The following is a 15,913-nucleotide window of genomic DNA, read 5'->3' on the forward strand; positions in this document are numbered from 1 at the left end:
GTTCACTTCTTAAGGCTTTTCGTTCTGAAACGTCTGACGTATCTTCAATTTGTTTATCATACTCAGTTACGACATCGTCTACTTTTTGAACCAATTGAGCGAGCTCTTCCAATGATAATTGCTCAGCGGATTCACGTTCAATTTCAGGTATGATTGCATTTTTAAGTAACTCATTGTACAATTGGTTTGACTTTTCAATTAAACTCTTATGATAGTTATCAATGGATTTCTTCCATACGAACGTAAATTTATTCGCATTTGCTTCAATCTTTGTACCATCAATAAAAATCGCTTCTTAATAGGGCTTCAATTTTGCGTCCAGAAAAGACAGATTGCGTGTAGGCACATAAAATAATTTTAAGCATCATGCGTGGATGATAGGCAGGACAACCCTCATTTCGGAGAAATGGTTCGAAAGCTTTATGAGGAATACTTTCAACTAGATTATGGACATGGAAAGCAATATCATTGTTTTGTAATTTTACTTCTAAATCTAACGGCAAAACTAGTTGATTCATGATATAATTTTTAAACATAAGGACCCTTCTTTCAGATGAAATTTTGTGTGGTAACTTTATTTTATCAGAAGTGGTCCTTATTTTTATTTAAAAAACAAACAAAGCCGTTGAAATTTTACTCGTCGTAAAATTTCAACGGCTTTTTCATTACAGAAGTGAGTTTTGTCCCAGCCTCCTTTCAATTTTGTGAAGTAGCTGTGTTTAGGCTCGTAGCCTTGAATCAGAAATGAGGCTCTTTTCTCCACACGAATTTCAGCACAACACATCTTGATTTGACATACATTATTAAGGCCAATATTAATTCCTATGGAGGGAAATAGCAATGAGTGTGATGCATCAAAGAAACAATAGGTACCCATTCCCGCCAGTTTGGCGACCACCAGTTCCACGACCACCATTTTCGCAAGGGCCTTTTGTACCTTTTCAACCTACTAGTCCAATTCCACCTACGACACCATTTGCACCATTTTCAATTTCACCAGGAATTCCTGCCGCTCCTGTAACACCGTTTCGGCCAAGGCCAAGACCAAGACCAAATACGTTTCAGCCGTATCCAACACCATACCCATTACAACAACCTAATATGCAGCAACCTCAGCCTGGTTTCGGATCTATCATGAATCATTTCAAAAAAGATGACGGTTCTTATGACTATAGTAAGATGATGAATACAGCAGGACAAATGATGGGGGCGATGAATCAGTTTAATTCTGCTTTTAAAGGTTTTTCATCATTAATAAATCTATGACCATCTTTGCCGCATAGAAATGTTCCGAACGTAGTTTGAACCTTGAGAAAATGGTTAACTGCTAATTGATAGGATGACTCTTTGTTAAATGGGCAGAAGCTATATTGGTTCGGGGAATTTCTGCCCTGTAAGTCATCCTCTCTGCTCTAATGTTTTTCTAATTCAACTCTTTCACGTCTACAATGTAAAGCATAGTTAGCTGCTTCTAGATTTGAAATGGCTAGTGAATTTTCCATGCTGTGAAAATCGCCATTTTGAAATGCTTTAAGCTTATTGATTAAGATAGGAAGAACGTCTTCTACTTGACAACCGTTTATCCCATTCTTATCGATAGCACCATCTTGAAATTTAATATTAATAAAATTATCATTGTTACGTGTCAGCTTCATCACCCCATGACCTTTATTATTGACTACTCATTATTACTAATACAGTAACTCATAAACCTCATTCAATTGCTCTACACGTTTGAAATCTTGTTCATCTAAAGCATATATTATTTCATCAGGTAAAACCTCATCTAAAAATGATATTTCTTCTTCATTTAATTCTTTAACAAAATCCCCTTCACTGCGATACGTTTTTGCAAGAAGTTTTTCATATATTTGTTCCGATATATTGTGTTTATCTAAATAGTTTGATAATGTTTCTTGTAAATATCTTAATGTCTTATCCATAATGTTTGACACACCTTTTATGTTTTATCAAAATACTCCGTAAACTCTTCAACATCTTTCACATTTTCATTATAATAGGGATTTTCCTCAACACTCGTTTCAGGATCAAGATTTGTCTTGATTACTAATCTTGGCTCTTCTGATGGGTCTAGATGAGTTTCAGTTTGTATATGTTCTGGATTTTCATTCTTTTTATTCACTACATCCACCTCCTACATATAACTTGCTTTTAATTTTTAAAAATATGTAATTTATAGTATGAAATATGAGGTGTATAATCTTTTTTCATGCGTCACAGACTATGTATTGGAGCAAAGGTCATGTCAATCCGTTGCTCCAAATGAATTGAAAAAGGAGGAGCATAGGTGACAAAGAAGCAAAATAAACCACAAAAAACAAACATGGAATTTGGAAACCAATTTACACAAAAACGTCCTAAAAAGGAAATGAATAATAAAAACGATAACTAGGAGGAATATGAATGACTAATCAAAACAATAACCGAAAGAGACAAAATAAATATCCGAACAATAGGAATGAGACTGAATTTGCTAATGAGCAGTCCATTCAACATGATTCAACTCCAGAAAATAATCCGAAATACGGAAGTGAATCTCACAAAAATTCCTAATGGAATACATAAAAAGCAGCGAATGAATATTTTCTTCGCTGCTTTTTTATATAGTATTGATTTTTTCACTTCTTCTTTGATATACATACACTAGCGTTCGTGGAACTTTATCTACTCTTAGAATTATTGAGTTGTATTTATACTCATCATTCTGTTTAATAGCAAGAAGGTTTACGAAAGAGCTGTTCTATTCCTGAATGGATATCCGCTTGCGTTGTTGGCGTGGAATACGTATATCTAGTAGGCCGTCCCTAAATGTTGCCGTTACGTTTTGCTCTGGGATTTTGTAGGGAACGTGAACGGTTCTTGAAGCCTGTTGGAATGTATGCATTTTTTGGAATGTTTGTTGTTTATCATTTGACTCTTCAATTATTTCGCTGTTATTAAGTGAGATCGTTACATAATGTTCGAAGAATTCAAGGCTTATTTGCTCTCGCTTAACACCAGGTAATTCTGCATTAATAACATACTCTTTATCTGTTTCAAATGTTCGTATAGGTATTTGTTGAATGAAGAGGGGCTCTCTAAGTAGGTCATCAAGAGACTCAAATATCCGTTTAAAAGGATTTTCACTAATGAATTCATTCATCGATTTGATTAAGCCATTGAATTCGTTCTCTAGATTTTTAGATAATTTATTATTGTCTGAACTCACAACTTTCACCTCAATTAAAAAAGTTTATTCGCTATAACTTATGCGCTTCGTTCGGAAAGGGCACAAAAAAACACACAAAGTATCTCATGTCATGTAATGAAAAAATGGTATAAATGTGAACATTTTGTAAATTATGCAAAAAAGTGATTAACATCACAATTGATAGTATGCGAAAGATGTATGCTAAAACATGAAAATTCCGTTTTTAAAGGGGAGATAGACATGTTTTGTTATCAATGTGAACAAACTCCATCAGGAGGGTGTAAAGTGGTTGGTGTATGTGGAAAGGATGAAACGATCGCAAGCTTACAAGATACAATCGTATTTGGTTTAAAGGGCATAGCTGCATACCGGACACATGCTAATCAACTTGGATATACCGATCCATTTGTTGATGCAACGACTCATGAAGCACTTTATATGACGTTAACGAATTCAAATTTTAATGTTGAAGAACATATTGATATGGCAATGAAGGTAGGGCAAGCAGCAGTTCGTATCATGGACGTACTTGATAAAGCTCATACTGAACGTTTAGGTATACCCCAGCCAATAACAGTTTCTCAAAATAAAATTGAAGGAAAGTGTATCGTAGTAACTGGTCATAATTTATTTGCTTTGCAAGAGTTGCTTGAGCAAACAAAAGGGAAAGGGATAAACATTTATACTCACTCAGAAATGCTCCCTGCACATGGTTATCCAGAATTAAAAAAATATCAGCATTTAAAAGGGAATATAGGAAAAGCATGGTATGATCAACGTAGATTATTTGAAAAGTTTCCTGGTGCTATTTTAGCAACCACAAACTGTGTAATGCCGATTAAGGGTACGTATGCAGATCGAATGTATTCATATGAAGTAGCTGGCTTGGAAAATGTTCAAAAAATAGAGAATGATGATTTCACTCCTTTAATAAATAGAGCACTCCAATTACCAGATGCAAACATTGAATCAGAACAAACATTAGTAACCGGCTTCCATCATGAAACAGTATTAGGCTTGGCACCTGAAGTTATCCAAGCAGTTAAGGATGGCAAAATTAAAAGGTTTTTTGTTATAGCTGGATGCGATGCTCCAGGAAAAGGTGGAGAGTACTACCGAGAGCTAGCTACATCTTTGCCACCAGAAACAGTTATCTTAACTACATCTTGTGGGAAGTTTCGTTTTAATGATGTAGACTATGGCACGGTACCAGGGACAGAAATTCCTCGCTATATTGATTTAGGTCAATGTAATAATTCAGGCTCAACGGTAAAAATAGCACTTGCTTTAGCTGATGCTTTTCAATGTGAAGTAAATGATTTACCAATCAGTATTGTTCTTTCTTGGTTCGAACAAAAAGCCGTAGCAATTTTACTTGGTTTATTTAGTTTAGGCATTAAAGATATTCGCATTGGGCCTAAGCCACCAGAGTTTATTTCTGAGGGAGTCCTGAACGTTTTACAAGAAACATTCAACCTCCAATTAATTGATAATGCGCAGGACGATATGGAACAAATGTTATCCTTAACCATTTAGTTCACTAAGGTAAGTTTGTTTTTTCGGATGACCAATTTACACTCACTCTGAGTAATAACAGTTTGGGAACATGAAAAATGAGTTGCTGCTCTAGCAACTCATCTTTTTGGTTGTCTTTGCATTAATTGTTGTTTTCGTAAAAGAGCTAAATTTGTATATAACCTGCGATTCGGATGTTTTTCTATCTTCAAAGTTTTGGACTTCATATAGAACTTTACCTTATTGTCCATTTCGTAATCGCTTTTAAAAAGAGCTTTTAGCCTTTAACTCACAAGATTTCTGATTCGAACTTGCTTACATCAATAACAAGGTTGCCATCGCAATTCACTGTAATATATCCTTGTTTTTTAAGCTTTGTGATCGTTCTACTTATTGTTTCCCTAGTCGTACCAATCATATTAGCTAGTTCCTTATTGGTGAATTGGGTCGACAGCACTCTAGTATGGTTATCAACTTCCGTTCCGTGAGTTTCTGAAAGTCTTAATAACAGCTTAACGATTTGTTCATATGTATTATTTAAAATTTGTTCTTCAAGTCTCTTTTGTAAATCTATAATTTTTTCACCCATCACTCTAAATAGTTTAATACAAACTTCTGGATGTTGTAAAAGTAATTGTTCAAAATTAGAGATAGAAATTGCTACAACAGCAGTACTTTCGACAGCGAATGACGAAGCTGGATAATTGCCTTTTCTAAAAAAACCTACGTGTGGAAACATATCTCCATCACTTAATACAGATACAATCTGTTCTTTCCCTTGAATATCATTTTTATATATCTTTACCTTACCAGTATGTATAAAATACACATAATCTAACGGGTCTTCATGCATGAAAATATGAGTCCCTTTTTGGTACGTTCTGGTGATTGCAATATTTACAATTTCCTTTAATTCAGTATTTATAAGTTCTTTAAATAAAGGTACATTTCTTAAAACGTCTTCAATAGTTTGTTTATTCATTTGTTTCCACTCCACAGTATTTTCATTATATTTATTTTAACAGATTTTATAATTTGGCGACTAAAAACTTTCATTGCGAACGTTTATTCGTTACAATAAAATAGATGTGATATTTATTAAAATAGGCGGTGAACAGGTAGTGAATAAAAAGTCGCTGTCCGACATTATTGACGAACTAAAAGTAAATGATAATATTATACATTGGCATGAGGTAGAGCCAGAGAAAGAAAAAACAATGAGGATACCTGACAGTGTTGACTCCAGAATTAAAACAGCTTTACATAATAGGGGTGTAAACTCATTATATACACATCAATGTACGGCATATGAAGCAGTTCAAGATGGACAGAATATTGTAACGGTGACCCCAACTGCATCTGGAAAGACATTATGTTATAATCTTCCAGTTCTTCAAGCTGTTGCACAAGATGAAATGAACCGCGCATTATATATTTTCCCTACTAAAGCGTTAGCGCAAGATCAAAAGAGTGAATTAAATGAGATCATTTCAGAAATGGGGATTGATATAAAAAGTTTTACTTATGATGGTGACACCTCTCCGACGATTAGACAAAAAGTAAAAAAAGCTGGACATATTGTCATCACCAACCCTGACATGTTACATTCAGCTATACTTCCTCATCATACAAAATGGGTTAGTCTCTTTGAAAACTTAAAATATATCGTGATTGATGAATTACACACATATCGCGGTGTGTTTGGAAGTCATGTCGCGAATGTCATACGCAGGCTTAAAAGAATTTGCAATTTTTATGGTAGTGATCCGATCTTTATTTGTACTTCAGCGACTATAGCAAACCCTAAGGAATTAGCTGAAAGGTTAACAGAAAGCACAATGACCTTAATTGATGACAACGGTGCACCTAGTGGCAGGAAGCATTTTGTTTTTTATAATCCGCCTGTTGTAAATAAACCTTTAAACATTAGAAAAAGTGCAACGGTTGAAGTCAATGATCTTGCACAAAGATTTTTAAAAAATCATATTCAAACAATTGTTTTTGCAAGAAGTAGAGTACGTGTTGAGATTTTATTAAGTCATATCCAACAACTAGTAAAAAAAGAACTCGGTTCAAGATCTATTAGAGGATATAGAGGCGGTTATTTACCGAAGCAACGAAGAGAAATTGAGCAAGGTCTACGCAATGGGAATATAATGGGTGTAGTGAGTACGAATGCTTTGGAATTGGGGGTCGATATTGGGCAGTTACAAGTGTGTGTCATGACAGGATATCCTGGAAGTATTGCAAGTACGTGGCAGCAAGCTGGACGTGCAGGTCGCCGTCACAGTGAAGCACTTATTATTATGGTAGCTAACTCTACTCCAATTGATCAATATATTGTGAACAACCCAAACTACTTCTTTGAAAAATCACCAGAATCTGCAAGAATCAATCCAGAAAATTTAATTATACTAGTTGACCATCTAAAATGTGCAGCTTATGAATTACCCTTTAGAGAGAATGAACAATTTGGGAAACAAGATGTGGTGGAAATAATGGAATATTTAGTCGATGAAAGCGTGTTGTATCGTAATGGTGAGAAATTTTATTGGGCGAATCAATCCTTTCCAGCAAGCAATATTAGTCTGAGGTCGGCATCACAAGAGAATGTCGTTATTATCGATCAATCAAATATTGCCGATGTTAAAATCATTGGCGAAATGGATCGTTTTAGCGCTATGACTCTTTTACATGACGAAGCGATTTATATACATGAAGGGATCCAACATCAGGTAGAAAAACTAGACTGGGAACATAAGAAAGCGTACGTAAAGAAAGTGGATGTAGAATATTACACTGACGCTAATTTAGCTATACAATTAAAAGTATTGGAAATAGATCAAACAAAGAATAGAAAAACAACTACAATGAATTATGGAGATGTAACAATTAATGCTCGACCAACGATATTTAAGAAAATTAAATTGTCTTCATTTGAGAATGTAGGCTCTGGCCCAATTCATTTACCCGAAGAAGAATTACATACGAGTGCTACATGGCTTGAAATCCAAAAAGTTGAAAATAACGAAGATGAAAAAGCGTTGGAGCAAATTTTACTTGGGATTAGAAATGTATTTAGCCATATTATACCTATCCACGTCATGTGTGATCGTAATGATCTCCATGTAGTATCACAAATTAAAGCCACACATACAGGAAAACCAACAATCTTTATTTGTGATCATTACCCAGGGGGAATAGGATTAGCAGAAGAGGTCTATAAAAGTCAGGACTTAATCATTAAAGCATCGAGAAACCTAATATTACGTTGTCCTTGTGAGGAAGGTTGTCCATCCTGTATTGGTATCGAAATAGGGGGTAACGACCGCAAGAGAGCGGTGCTTAACATGCTAGAACAATTTTAACCTATTACTCTTACGTAAACTTTATTGCTATGTTACTATGACTGTTAAATGAGCTTTAATAGAGCTCAATAATCGTAATAGTAGAAAAGCTCCCACGAACACGAGGTGAAAACGTGCTAATGCTTAGAACGAACAGCGACAATCAATGCCAAAACAGCTTAAGCTATTTATTTGTCATGTGACTTCTAGAGCATTCATGGCTATGTTCGTATTAGATATGAGGCAGGTGAACATACGGTGATAACATAAATCAAATGGTCATTCATTTGTTTACGTTGTTACAAGTAGTATTATTTATGTCTATTAAAAACAAACTTAATTTATATAAGAAACACCTTGTCAACGAAAGTGAGAAGAATAGCCAAAGTTCAAAGACAGACGATCATACTATACCATTTCTTGAACAATGGACTTCTTTTGCGGCAAATCCATATTTTTTTGATGATCAACACTGTCTTATCAGAGAAGTTTCATATCCAATAGGGTATAAACATGGTCAACACTCGTTTGCTGAGCTCCATGAGGTAATTGAGATGTGGCAAAGTCATCACATTCAACACCCTCTTTCAGCAAAAAATAAGCAACCACATGATTTGTTCTTTTTTGATACTGAAACAACTGGATTAGGTGGTGGAGTAGGAAATACGATATTTTTGTTAGGATATGCTAGAGTGTTTCAGGACGAGGTAAAAATAAGACAACATTTTTTGCCTGCTCCTGGAAATGAAGTAGCTCTTTATCAAAGCTTTCTTACAAATGTAGATTATACTACATTAGTAACATATAACGGTAAAGCGTTTGATTGGCCACAGGTGAAGACACGACATACATTAATTAAGGAGTCTGTTCCTAAATTACCAGAGTTCGGCCATTTTGATTTATTTCATGCATCTCGAAGGTTGTGGAAGAATGAATTGGAGAATGTAAGGTTAACTACAGTGGAAAAAGAAAAGCTTGTGATTAACAGAGGGAAAGATACTCCCGGATATTTAGCACCTTTGCTGTACTTTGATTTTTTGCAAAATAAAAACCCAACAGGGATTTTCTCTGTGCTACGCCATAATGAAACAGATGTCCTTTCTTTAATCTCATTATATATACACCTCTCAAAAAAATTATTAGCTAATTACAATTTGAAAAACCCCAACGAACAGTTTGAAATTGCCCGTTGGTTAGATACTCTTGGGGAAAAGCAAAGCGCTAGTCATAAATATAAAGCCATTGCTACTAGTGAAGATGAGCATTCTGATAAAGCTAAGTTCAATTTAGCCATGATATATAAAAGAGAAAAGAATGTAAAAAAAGCAATCGACTTGTGGAAACAGCTAGTCGAATCAAATGATATGTCGTTACTAATACAAGCTGCTGTTGAATTAGCAAAAGTGTATGAGCATCAATTTAAAGAAATTGACATTGCATTAGAATATGCGAGGCTTGCATATAACATCACTAGTGACAAGGACGAGTATAAAAAAAACAAGAAAGCTGAATTACTAAAGCGTATTAGCAGGCTGGAAAAGAAGGGGAAATAACGACCCTATTTATTTCCGTGGAAAGCGCAAAAAGAGAGTTTATTCGGCATTATAAATAAAACAAATCGACAACAAATTCATTGTATAATAAATTGTGTCGTAGCTATTGATCTAGGGAAATACTCACCTTACTTAAGACTGTTGTGTTCATATTAAAACATGATAAAATATTCATTAATAAAACTACACGCTCTATGCTCTATTCACTTATAATTGTTAACAAGCAACACTGCAACTGATGAAGCTGTTTCATATGGCAATAAAGTTTGAATAGAGCTGAGCCTAAAGACAACATAGAGCTTTAAAATACATAATGGAGAGAATATGGATCATGTATAAGAAAATCGTTTATTTATTTTTTGTTGTAATATGCTTAACAGTCATTATTATGAGCAATTTTAAAACAAGTCTACTGTGACTTACTGCTAATTTTGGCTAAAGAAGGATATACATATACCAAAAGCATATGATCATGTGTAATGTGGGCGTTTTAGAAAGTTAAATCTTTTTAAAATATAGTGGTTAAATTAGGTGTATTCATTAGTACATGTTTACCCATTTTTTCATAGGCTGTTATTGTAACATATGCATATGAAAGGAGATAAGGAGATGCAACCTAGACCAATTGTACAGCCACCGATTGTTCATCCAACAAAATGCTGTGTCCAACATCACTATTGCACATTTATTGTCCCGCACATTCATCCTAGTCACGTACAGCATGTAAATCATGTATTGTATCAGCATCAACATTATTATCCACAAACAGAGTCTGTAGTCAATGAAGTTTCTAATCAACAATTTAATTGTGGAAGATAAGAATTTGAATAGAGTAAATTATAGGGACGGTGCTATACCGTCCCTATTTTTAAAGGTCGATGATGTTAGATCATTATCTGCTCATAGTCCTACGTAAAAATAAATACTATATAACTCGTTGTATCTTTTTCTATAACACGATACATATGCTAATAGCGTCGTTTTGTTGTCAATATTGTATGAATAAAATTAAAGTTTGAATAAAAGCCTAACAGCAGCTTTTTAGAGCCATAGCAATATGGGGCTATTTTAGCAGGCCGTCATTCCTAGTCTCATTATTAAGTGATCATAGAAATGATGTTTTTCCTAAAGGAGAATGAATTTTGATCAAAGTCTTAGTCGTTTCAGGATATAAGCCCTATGAAATTGGGATTTTTTCTAATGATCATCCTGCGGTAAATTTTATAAAGAAAGCACTTAAAAGTCGTTTAGTTTCACTTCTTGATAATGGACTTGAATGGGTATTAATCAGTGGTCAGCTCGGTGTTGAACTATGGGCTGCAGAGACAGTGTATGCTTTGCAGGAAGACTATCCACACCTTAAGCTTGCAATTCTTACACCATTTCTTGAGCAAGAAGTGAATTGGAATGAAGCAAATAAAGAATATTACGAATTAATTTTATCTCAAGCGGACTTTGTTGAAAGTATTTCGAACCGATCATATGAAAATCCAAGCCAATTCCGTCAGAAAAACCTTTTTTTGGTAAATAAAAGTGATGCATTACTCGCTGTATTTGATGAAGATAAGCAAGGAAGTCCTACATATTTGCTTAATGTTGCAAAAAATAGAAGAGATACGGACAATTATGATATAATTATTATAAATTTTGATGATCTTCACTTAGTTGCTGAAGAAGAATCATTAATGAATAATCCTTGGAATGAGGAATTTTAGGGGTAGAATGCTAATTGAGGTCCGTGTTAATTTATTAGGACAAAAAAATACTAATACGAAACAACATATGCAAAAGACAAATTGACAATTGCTCTTTCATTTGAAAAAATAGAAGTGGAAGAATGGGGAATTATGTAGAGGTGAAAACGATGTTAGAACGAATTAAACTAAATGCTAAAGAAATTTTGGAAAAAGAATTTAAAACAGCGATGAGAGGCTATAAACAAGAAGACGTAGATAAATTTTTAGACTTCATCATTAAAGATTATGAATCATTTCATCAAATTATTGAAGAACTACAACAAGAAAATTTGCGCTTGAAGCGTCAAGTAGATGATACATCTAAAAAACAAAGTGTACCGACTGGAAATACAAATTTTGATATTTTACAAAGATTATCGAGTCTTGAAAAGCATGTGTTCGGTAGTAAATTATACGAGTAAATGATTACCATATAAAAACTATTGCTATTTACTATGTTATTTACTATAATTAATGTTACGCGTTAATAACGTTCGGGTAATCGCTGCACATGTTCATGTGTAGAGGAAAGTCCATGCTCGCACGAGCTGAGATGCTCGTAGTGTTCGTGCCTAGTGAATAAATAAGCTAGGGTAGTTAGTGTAATACTAACTAACGGCAGGGAAATAACCTAAGTCTTCTTAGATATGGTTAGAATACCTTTAAAGTGCCACAGTGACGAAATCTTGCAAGAAATTGCAAGAGTGGAACGAGGTAAACCCCACGAGCGAGAAACCCAAATTATGGTAGGGGCACCTTCTTTGAGAAAATGAACGAGAAGAAGGACAGGTAATTACCTGTAGATAGATGATTACCACCTTGGTACGAGGCGTTGGCCGTTTGTAGTACAAGGAACAAAACATGGCTTACAGAACGTTATTAATGAACTGAGTTAATTAGATTAGACTTAACAGCTCTCCTAACATGGAGAGCTTTTGTTATGTGGATGACCTTAAAGAAAAAGTATGTCCGTATGCTGTTGCTGATCAAAAAAATATAATTAATGTATACCAGCATTGAGTATTTCATAGTACGATAAATTTTAAAAAAATAGCAACAAAGTTTGCGTATAGAGCTTAAGTAGATGTTATGATAATGAGGAAATTTGGATATGATCAATAAGAGTTATTTAAAAACTGTTCATCCAGTAGGTTGATTATACCATCGTAAATAACTTAGCTGTTGGAAGGGCTAAGTGATAAATTGATTTTAAATTGAACTAAGCGAGTAATTCTAGAAAATAGGGTGATGACATGAACAATACTTATACACTTATTGCAACCGCTGCAATGGGTTTAGAAGCTATCGTTGCAAAGGAAGTACGCAGTCTTGGCTACGAATGTACAGTAGAAAACGGTAAAGTCATTTTTCAAGGTGACGAAAAGGCTATATGTAGATCAAACTTATGGCTACGTACCGCTGATAGAATTAAAATAAAAGTTGGTGAGTTCAAAGCGACATCTTTTGAAGACTTATTTGAAGGGACTAAAGCTTTAAAGTGGAGCAACTTTATACCTGAAGATGGTGAGTTTCCTGTAAGTGGGAAATCTGTTAAATCAAAGTTGTTTAGTGTTTCTGATTGTCAAAGTATCGTGAAAAAAGCCATAGTTGAAAACTTGAAGGAACATTATCGATCTGCTGGCTGGTTAGCAGAAACTGGACCGTTATATAAAGTTGAAATTGCTATTCACAAAGATATCGCAACGCTAACAATTGACACGAGTGGTTCTGGATTACATAAACGTGGATATCGCGTTGGACAAGGTGATGCTCCGTTGAAAGAAACTTTAGCAGCCGCGTTAGTGCTGCTTACGAACTGGGAGCCTAATAAACCGTTTGTAGACCCAGTTTGTGGCTCAGGTACTATACCGATAGAGGCTGCATTGATCGGGCAAAATATCGCTCCTGGTTTCAATAGAGACTTTGTTTCTGAGCAATGGGGTTGGATTGGTAAAAGCACTTGGAATGATGCACGTCAAGAGGTAGAGGACAGGGCAAATTACGACCAACCACTGCAAATATTTGGTCATGATATAGATCATAGAATGATTACTATATCTAATGAAAATGCTGAAGAAGCTGGACTTGGGGACCTTATAACATTTAAACAAATGCAGGTGAGAGATTTTACGACTAAGGATCAATATGGTGTTATCGTTGGTAACCCACCCTATGGTGAGCGGATAGGTGAAAAACAAGCAGTGGAGCAAATGTACAAAGACATGGGCAAAGTATTTGGTGACCTCGATACTTGGTCAAAGTATATCGTTACTTCCCATCCGGACTTTGAAAAATTATACGGGAAGAAAGCTACTAAAAAGAGAAAATTATTTAACGGTTTTATTAGAACTGACTATTATCAATATTGGGGAACTAAATCTCCAAGAAAATAATAACGAATGACAGTGTTCTCCTTCTATGAGAAAAGATGAAAAATCTATAAATGGTGATGATAGGTGAGTAATTTTTACGTGCATCATTACCCGGTGCATATTATTCATTAAAATATCATTATCGTTGTAACATTTAATATCGGAGGAATATAATTAATGATTCGTGAACGACTACCTTTTCAAGTATTAACGAATGATAACTTTTTTGATAAATTAAATGAATGGATTGGCGATGTGTTTTATGACATACTACCCGAAGCAGGTTTAGAGCTTAGAGATGAACAGATTTTCATGGCATTTCAGCTTGAACGTGCATTTAAGGAAAAGAAGATAATATTAGCTGAGGCTGGGGTTGGAACAGGAAAGACAATTGTATATTTATTATATGCATTGTGTTACGCAAGGTATACAGGTAAACCCGCAATTATTAGCTGTGCTGATGAGTCATTAATTGAACAGCTTGTTAAAAAGGAAGGAGACATTGCAAAACTTCGAAAACTATTAAATATGAATATTGATGTCAGACTGGCAAAATCCCCTGATCAATATTTGTGTTTGAACAAACTAGATGATGCAATGACTTTTTCAGAACATGACAATATTAATGATGTTTATGATTCTCTACCGAAATTCGTGAATAATCATGCAGCCTTACAACAATTTACACCTTATGGGGATCGAAAACAATATCCTCTGTTGTCTGATGAGGAATGGAACATGATTTCATGGGATGTATTTCAAGATTGCTCAAGTTGTGAGAAGCGACATCGATGTGGACAAATTTTGTCTAGAGATCATTATCGCAAGGCTACAGATTTAATTATTTGTTCACATGACTTTTATATGGAACATGTCTGGACGAAAGAATCACGTAAGAGAGAAGGGCAATTGCCGTTACTCCCTGAATATAGCAGCGTAGTTTTTGACGAAGGGCATCTGTTAGAAATTGCGGCACAAAAGGCGTTGACCTATAAAATAAAAGCAACATTATTAGAAGGATTATTAACTCGACTGCTTGAAAATGAGATAAGAGAAGAGCTTGCATTGTTAATAGAAGAGACGATTGAAACAAATCAGTTATTTTTTGATTCAATAGTGGAGCAAGCTGTTCAAGTACAAGGGTCTCATCGAATGAACCTTGCTTTATCCGGCTCTATTATTAATTATGCTAAACAATTAAACGAAAAGTTAATTGCCATTGGAGATGCACTAGTTTTCGAAAGTGAAACATATACGATTGAAGAGTATCAATTGAATATTGTTGATGAATATATTGATCAAGTGCAATATTCTTTGCAGCTAATGGTTGAAAATGATGAGGCTATAACATGGATTGAAGCAAACGATGATGAAACAACTGTTGTGATTATGCCAAAATCGGTAGAGAATGTACTAGAGGAAAAAGTTTTCTCAAACAACATTCCGTTTGTGTTTAGCTCTGCAACACTTTCAAATAACCAATCTTTTGAGTATGTTACAGCTAGCTTAGGTATTCGTGATTATTTATCGTTTTCAGTGGAATCGCCATTTGATTACGATGAACAAATGAAGATAAAGATGCCAATCCTAACAGCTAATGACAACTTATTTCAGCAGAAGTTTACGTATACACTGAAAGAATTACAGAAAACGAATGGAAGAGCGTTATTATTATTTAATAGTAAACATGATTTACAGTTATTCAAAGAACACTGTAGTGAGCAAACGGAATTTTCATTTTTATTTGAGGGAGATAGAGAGATTAGTGAACTAGTTTCAATATTCCAAAATGAAGAACATACTATACTTTGTGCGCAGCATCTTTGGGAAGGTTTAGATATACCTGGCCCAGCTTTGTCTAATCTTATTATTTGGTCTTTGCCATATCCACCAAATGACCCTGTATTTAATGCAAAACGTAAAGCATCTGCGGATCCGTTTTGGTCAATTGATGTTCCTTATATGATGCTTCGACTACGTCAAGGGGTTGGACGTTTAGTTCGTTCTCATCATGATAAGGGTGTTGTGACAATTTTTTGTACAAGTGATATTGATAAAGAATTAATCACAAAGGTAGAAACAAATCTTCCTACAAATGTTACAAAATCTTAAGAATATTTAAATGTAAGATTTAGAAGGATTTATTATAATTGTATAGAATTATAGTAAATGAAAACTG

At 34.6% G+C, this 15,913-nt stretch carries 15 protein-coding genes, 1 other RNA gene and 1 pseudogene; 11 read left to right on the top strand and 6 right to left on the bottom strand.

Annotated features, from left to right (window positions below; all coding sequences use genetic code 11):
- Window positions 1-536 (bottom strand): annotated as a pseudogene (locus tag SLH48_RS19065) (transposase); the annotation flags it as partial.
- 304 nt (window positions 537-840) lie between these two features.
- Here SLH48_RS19065 and SLH48_RS19070 point away from each other — a divergent pair.
- Window positions 841-1,266 carry a YppG family protein gene (locus SLH48_RS19070; RefSeq protein WP_320259446.1) on the top strand — a complete coding sequence of 142 codons (426 nt, stop codon included), beginning with the start codon at window positions 841-843 and terminating at the stop codon, window positions 1,264-1,266.
- Window positions 1,267-1,412: 146 nt separating this feature from the next.
- Here the strand turns inward: SLH48_RS19070 and SLH48_RS19075 are convergent, their stop codons facing one another.
- The 3 genes from SLH48_RS19075 to SLH48_RS19085 are packed head-to-tail and all read right to left on the bottom strand — an operon-like array spanning window position 1,413 to window position 2,143.
- Complete coding sequence (locus SLH48_RS19075) at window positions 1,413-1,655, bottom strand: hypothetical protein (protein WP_320210077.1); 243 nt, start codon at window positions 1,653-1,655, stop codon at window positions 1,413-1,415.
- A 36-nt stretch (window positions 1,656-1,691) separates the two neighbouring features.
- Window positions 1,692-1,943: a sigma-G-dependent sporulation-specific acid-soluble spore protein CsgA gene (locus tag SLH48_RS19080; protein ID WP_214481241.1), complete on the bottom strand. Its 252-nt coding sequence runs from the start codon at window positions 1,941-1,943 to the stop codon at window positions 1,692-1,694.
- A 17-nt stretch (window positions 1,944-1,960) separates the two neighbouring features.
- On the bottom strand, window positions 1,961-2,143 hold the full coding sequence (locus SLH48_RS19085; protein WP_214481432.1) for a hypothetical protein: 183 nt from the start codon (window positions 2,141-2,143) through the stop codon (window positions 1,961-1,963).
- Window positions 2,144-2,424: 281 nt separating this feature from the next.
- On the opposite strand from SLH48_RS19085, the gene SLH48_RS19090 reads away from it, so the two are divergent.
- On the top strand, window positions 2,425-2,574 hold the full coding sequence (locus SLH48_RS19090; RefSeq protein WP_214481240.1) for a hypothetical protein: 150 nt from the start codon (window positions 2,425-2,427) through the stop codon (window positions 2,572-2,574).
- A 187-nt stretch (window positions 2,575-2,761) separates the two neighbouring features.
- Here SLH48_RS19090 and SLH48_RS19095 read toward each other — a convergent pair whose 3' ends face one another.
- The gene (locus tag SLH48_RS19095) at window positions 2,762-3,229 is read right to left on the bottom strand and encodes an Hsp20/alpha crystallin family protein (RefSeq protein ID WP_320259447.1); all 468 of its coding nucleotides are present in this window, start codon (window positions 3,227-3,229) and stop codon (window positions 2,762-2,764) included.
- Between the two features lie 222 nt (window positions 3,230-3,451).
- On the opposite strand from SLH48_RS19095, the gene hcp reads away from it, so the two are divergent.
- Window positions 3,452-4,747: a hydroxylamine reductase gene (gene hcp, locus SLH48_RS19100; protein WP_320259448.1), complete on the top strand. Its 1,296-nt coding sequence runs from the start codon at window positions 3,452-3,454 to the stop codon at window positions 4,745-4,747.
- 268 nt (window positions 4,748-5,015) lie between these two features.
- On the opposite strand, the gene SLH48_RS19105 is transcribed toward hcp, so the two are convergent.
- The gene (locus tag SLH48_RS19105; RefSeq protein WP_214481237.1) at window positions 5,016-5,708 is read right to left on the bottom strand and encodes a Crp/Fnr family transcriptional regulator; all 693 of its coding nucleotides are present in this window, start codon (window positions 5,706-5,708) and stop codon (window positions 5,016-5,018) included.
- Between the two features lie 139 nt (window positions 5,709-5,847).
- Here SLH48_RS19105 and SLH48_RS19110 point away from each other — a divergent pair, with 139 nt between their 5' ends.
- The 8 genes from SLH48_RS19110 (at window position 5,848) to SLH48_RS19145 (ending at window position 15,846) form a co-directional block, all read left to right on the top strand.
- Window positions 5,848-8,094: a DEAD/DEAH box helicase gene (locus SLH48_RS19110; RefSeq protein ID WP_320259449.1), complete on the top strand. Its 2,247-nt coding sequence runs from the start codon at window positions 5,848-5,850 to the stop codon at window positions 8,092-8,094.
- 296 nt (window positions 8,095-8,390) lie between these two features.
- Entirely contained in the window at window positions 8,391-9,626 is a 1,236-nt protein-coding gene (locus SLH48_RS19115; protein ID WP_320259450.1) for a ribonuclease H-like domain-containing protein, read from the top strand.
- A gap of 609 nt (window positions 9,627-10,235) precedes the next feature.
- The gene (locus tag SLH48_RS19120; protein ID WP_214481236.1) at window positions 10,236-10,445 is read left to right on the top strand and encodes a CotD family spore coat protein; all 210 of its coding nucleotides are present in this window, start codon (window positions 10,236-10,238) and stop codon (window positions 10,443-10,445) included.
- 326 nt (window positions 10,446-10,771) lie between these two features.
- Complete coding sequence (locus SLH48_RS19125) at window positions 10,772-11,341, top strand: DUF1273 domain-containing protein (protein ID WP_214481414.1); 570 nt, start codon at window positions 10,772-10,774, stop codon at window positions 11,339-11,341.
- Between the two features lie 149 nt (window positions 11,342-11,490).
- Window positions 11,491-11,784: a cell division regulator GpsB gene (gpsB, locus tag SLH48_RS19130; protein ID WP_214481411.1), complete on the top strand. Its 294-nt coding sequence runs from the start codon at window positions 11,491-11,493 to the stop codon at window positions 11,782-11,784.
- A gap of 68 nt (window positions 11,785-11,852) precedes the next feature.
- Window positions 11,853-12,236, top strand: an RNA gene (gene rnpB, locus SLH48_RS19135) — RNase P RNA component class B.
- A 379-nt stretch (window positions 12,237-12,615) separates the two neighbouring features.
- Window positions 12,616-13,755, top strand: a complete 1,140-nt coding sequence (locus SLH48_RS19140) for a class I SAM-dependent RNA methyltransferase (RefSeq protein WP_320259451.1) — start codon at window positions 12,616-12,618, stop codon at window positions 13,753-13,755.
- A 156-nt stretch (window positions 13,756-13,911) separates the two neighbouring features.
- Window positions 13,912-15,846: an ATP-dependent DNA helicase gene (locus tag SLH48_RS19145; RefSeq protein WP_320259452.1), complete on the top strand. Its 1,935-nt coding sequence runs from the start codon at window positions 13,912-13,914 to the stop codon at window positions 15,844-15,846.
- Window positions 15,847-15,913 lie beyond the last annotated feature (67 nt).

The organism is Cytobacillus sp. IB215316 (genome assembly GCF_033963865.1).
In the GTDB taxonomy this organism is placed as follows: domain Bacteria; phylum Bacillota; class Bacilli; order Bacillales; family SM2101; genus Nanhaiella; species Nanhaiella sioensis.

Bases quoted from the DNA above. Each gene is read 5' to 3' on its own strand.
- SLH48_RS19105 (WP_214481237.1), bottom strand. From the start codon at position 5,708: ATGAATAAACAAACTATTGAAGACGTTTTAAGAAATGTACCTTTATTT.
- SLH48_RS19145 (WP_320259452.1), top strand. From the start codon at position 13,912: ATGATTCGTGAACGACTACCTTTTCAAGTATTAACGAATGATAACTTT.
- SLH48_RS19075 (WP_320210077.1), bottom strand. From the start codon at position 1,655: ATGAAGCTGACACGTAACAATGATAATTTTATTAATATTAAATTTCAA.
- gpsB (WP_214481411.1), top strand. From the start codon at position 11,491: ATGTTAGAACGAATTAAACTAAATGCTAAAGAAATTTTGGAAAAAGAA.
- SLH48_RS19115 (WP_320259450.1), top strand. From the start codon at position 8,391: ATGTCTATTAAAAACAAACTTAATTTATATAAGAAACACCTTGTCAAC.
- SLH48_RS19070 (WP_320259446.1), top strand. From the start codon at position 841: ATGAGTGTGATGCATCAAAGAAACAATAGGTACCCATTCCCGCCAGTT.
- SLH48_RS19090 (WP_214481240.1), top strand. From the start codon at position 2,425: ATGACTAATCAAAACAATAACCGAAAGAGACAAAATAAATATCCGAAC.
- SLH48_RS19140 (WP_320259451.1), top strand. From the start codon at position 12,616: ATGAACAATACTTATACACTTATTGCAACCGCTGCAATGGGTTTAGAA.
- hcp (WP_320259448.1), top strand. From the start codon at position 3,452: ATGTTTTGTTATCAATGTGAACAAACTCCATCAGGAGGGTGTAAAGTG.
- SLH48_RS19080 (WP_214481241.1), bottom strand. From the start codon at position 1,943: ATGGATAAGACATTAAGATATTTACAAGAAACATTATCAAACTATTTA.
- SLH48_RS19120 (WP_214481236.1), top strand. From the start codon at position 10,236: ATGCAACCTAGACCAATTGTACAGCCACCGATTGTTCATCCAACAAAA.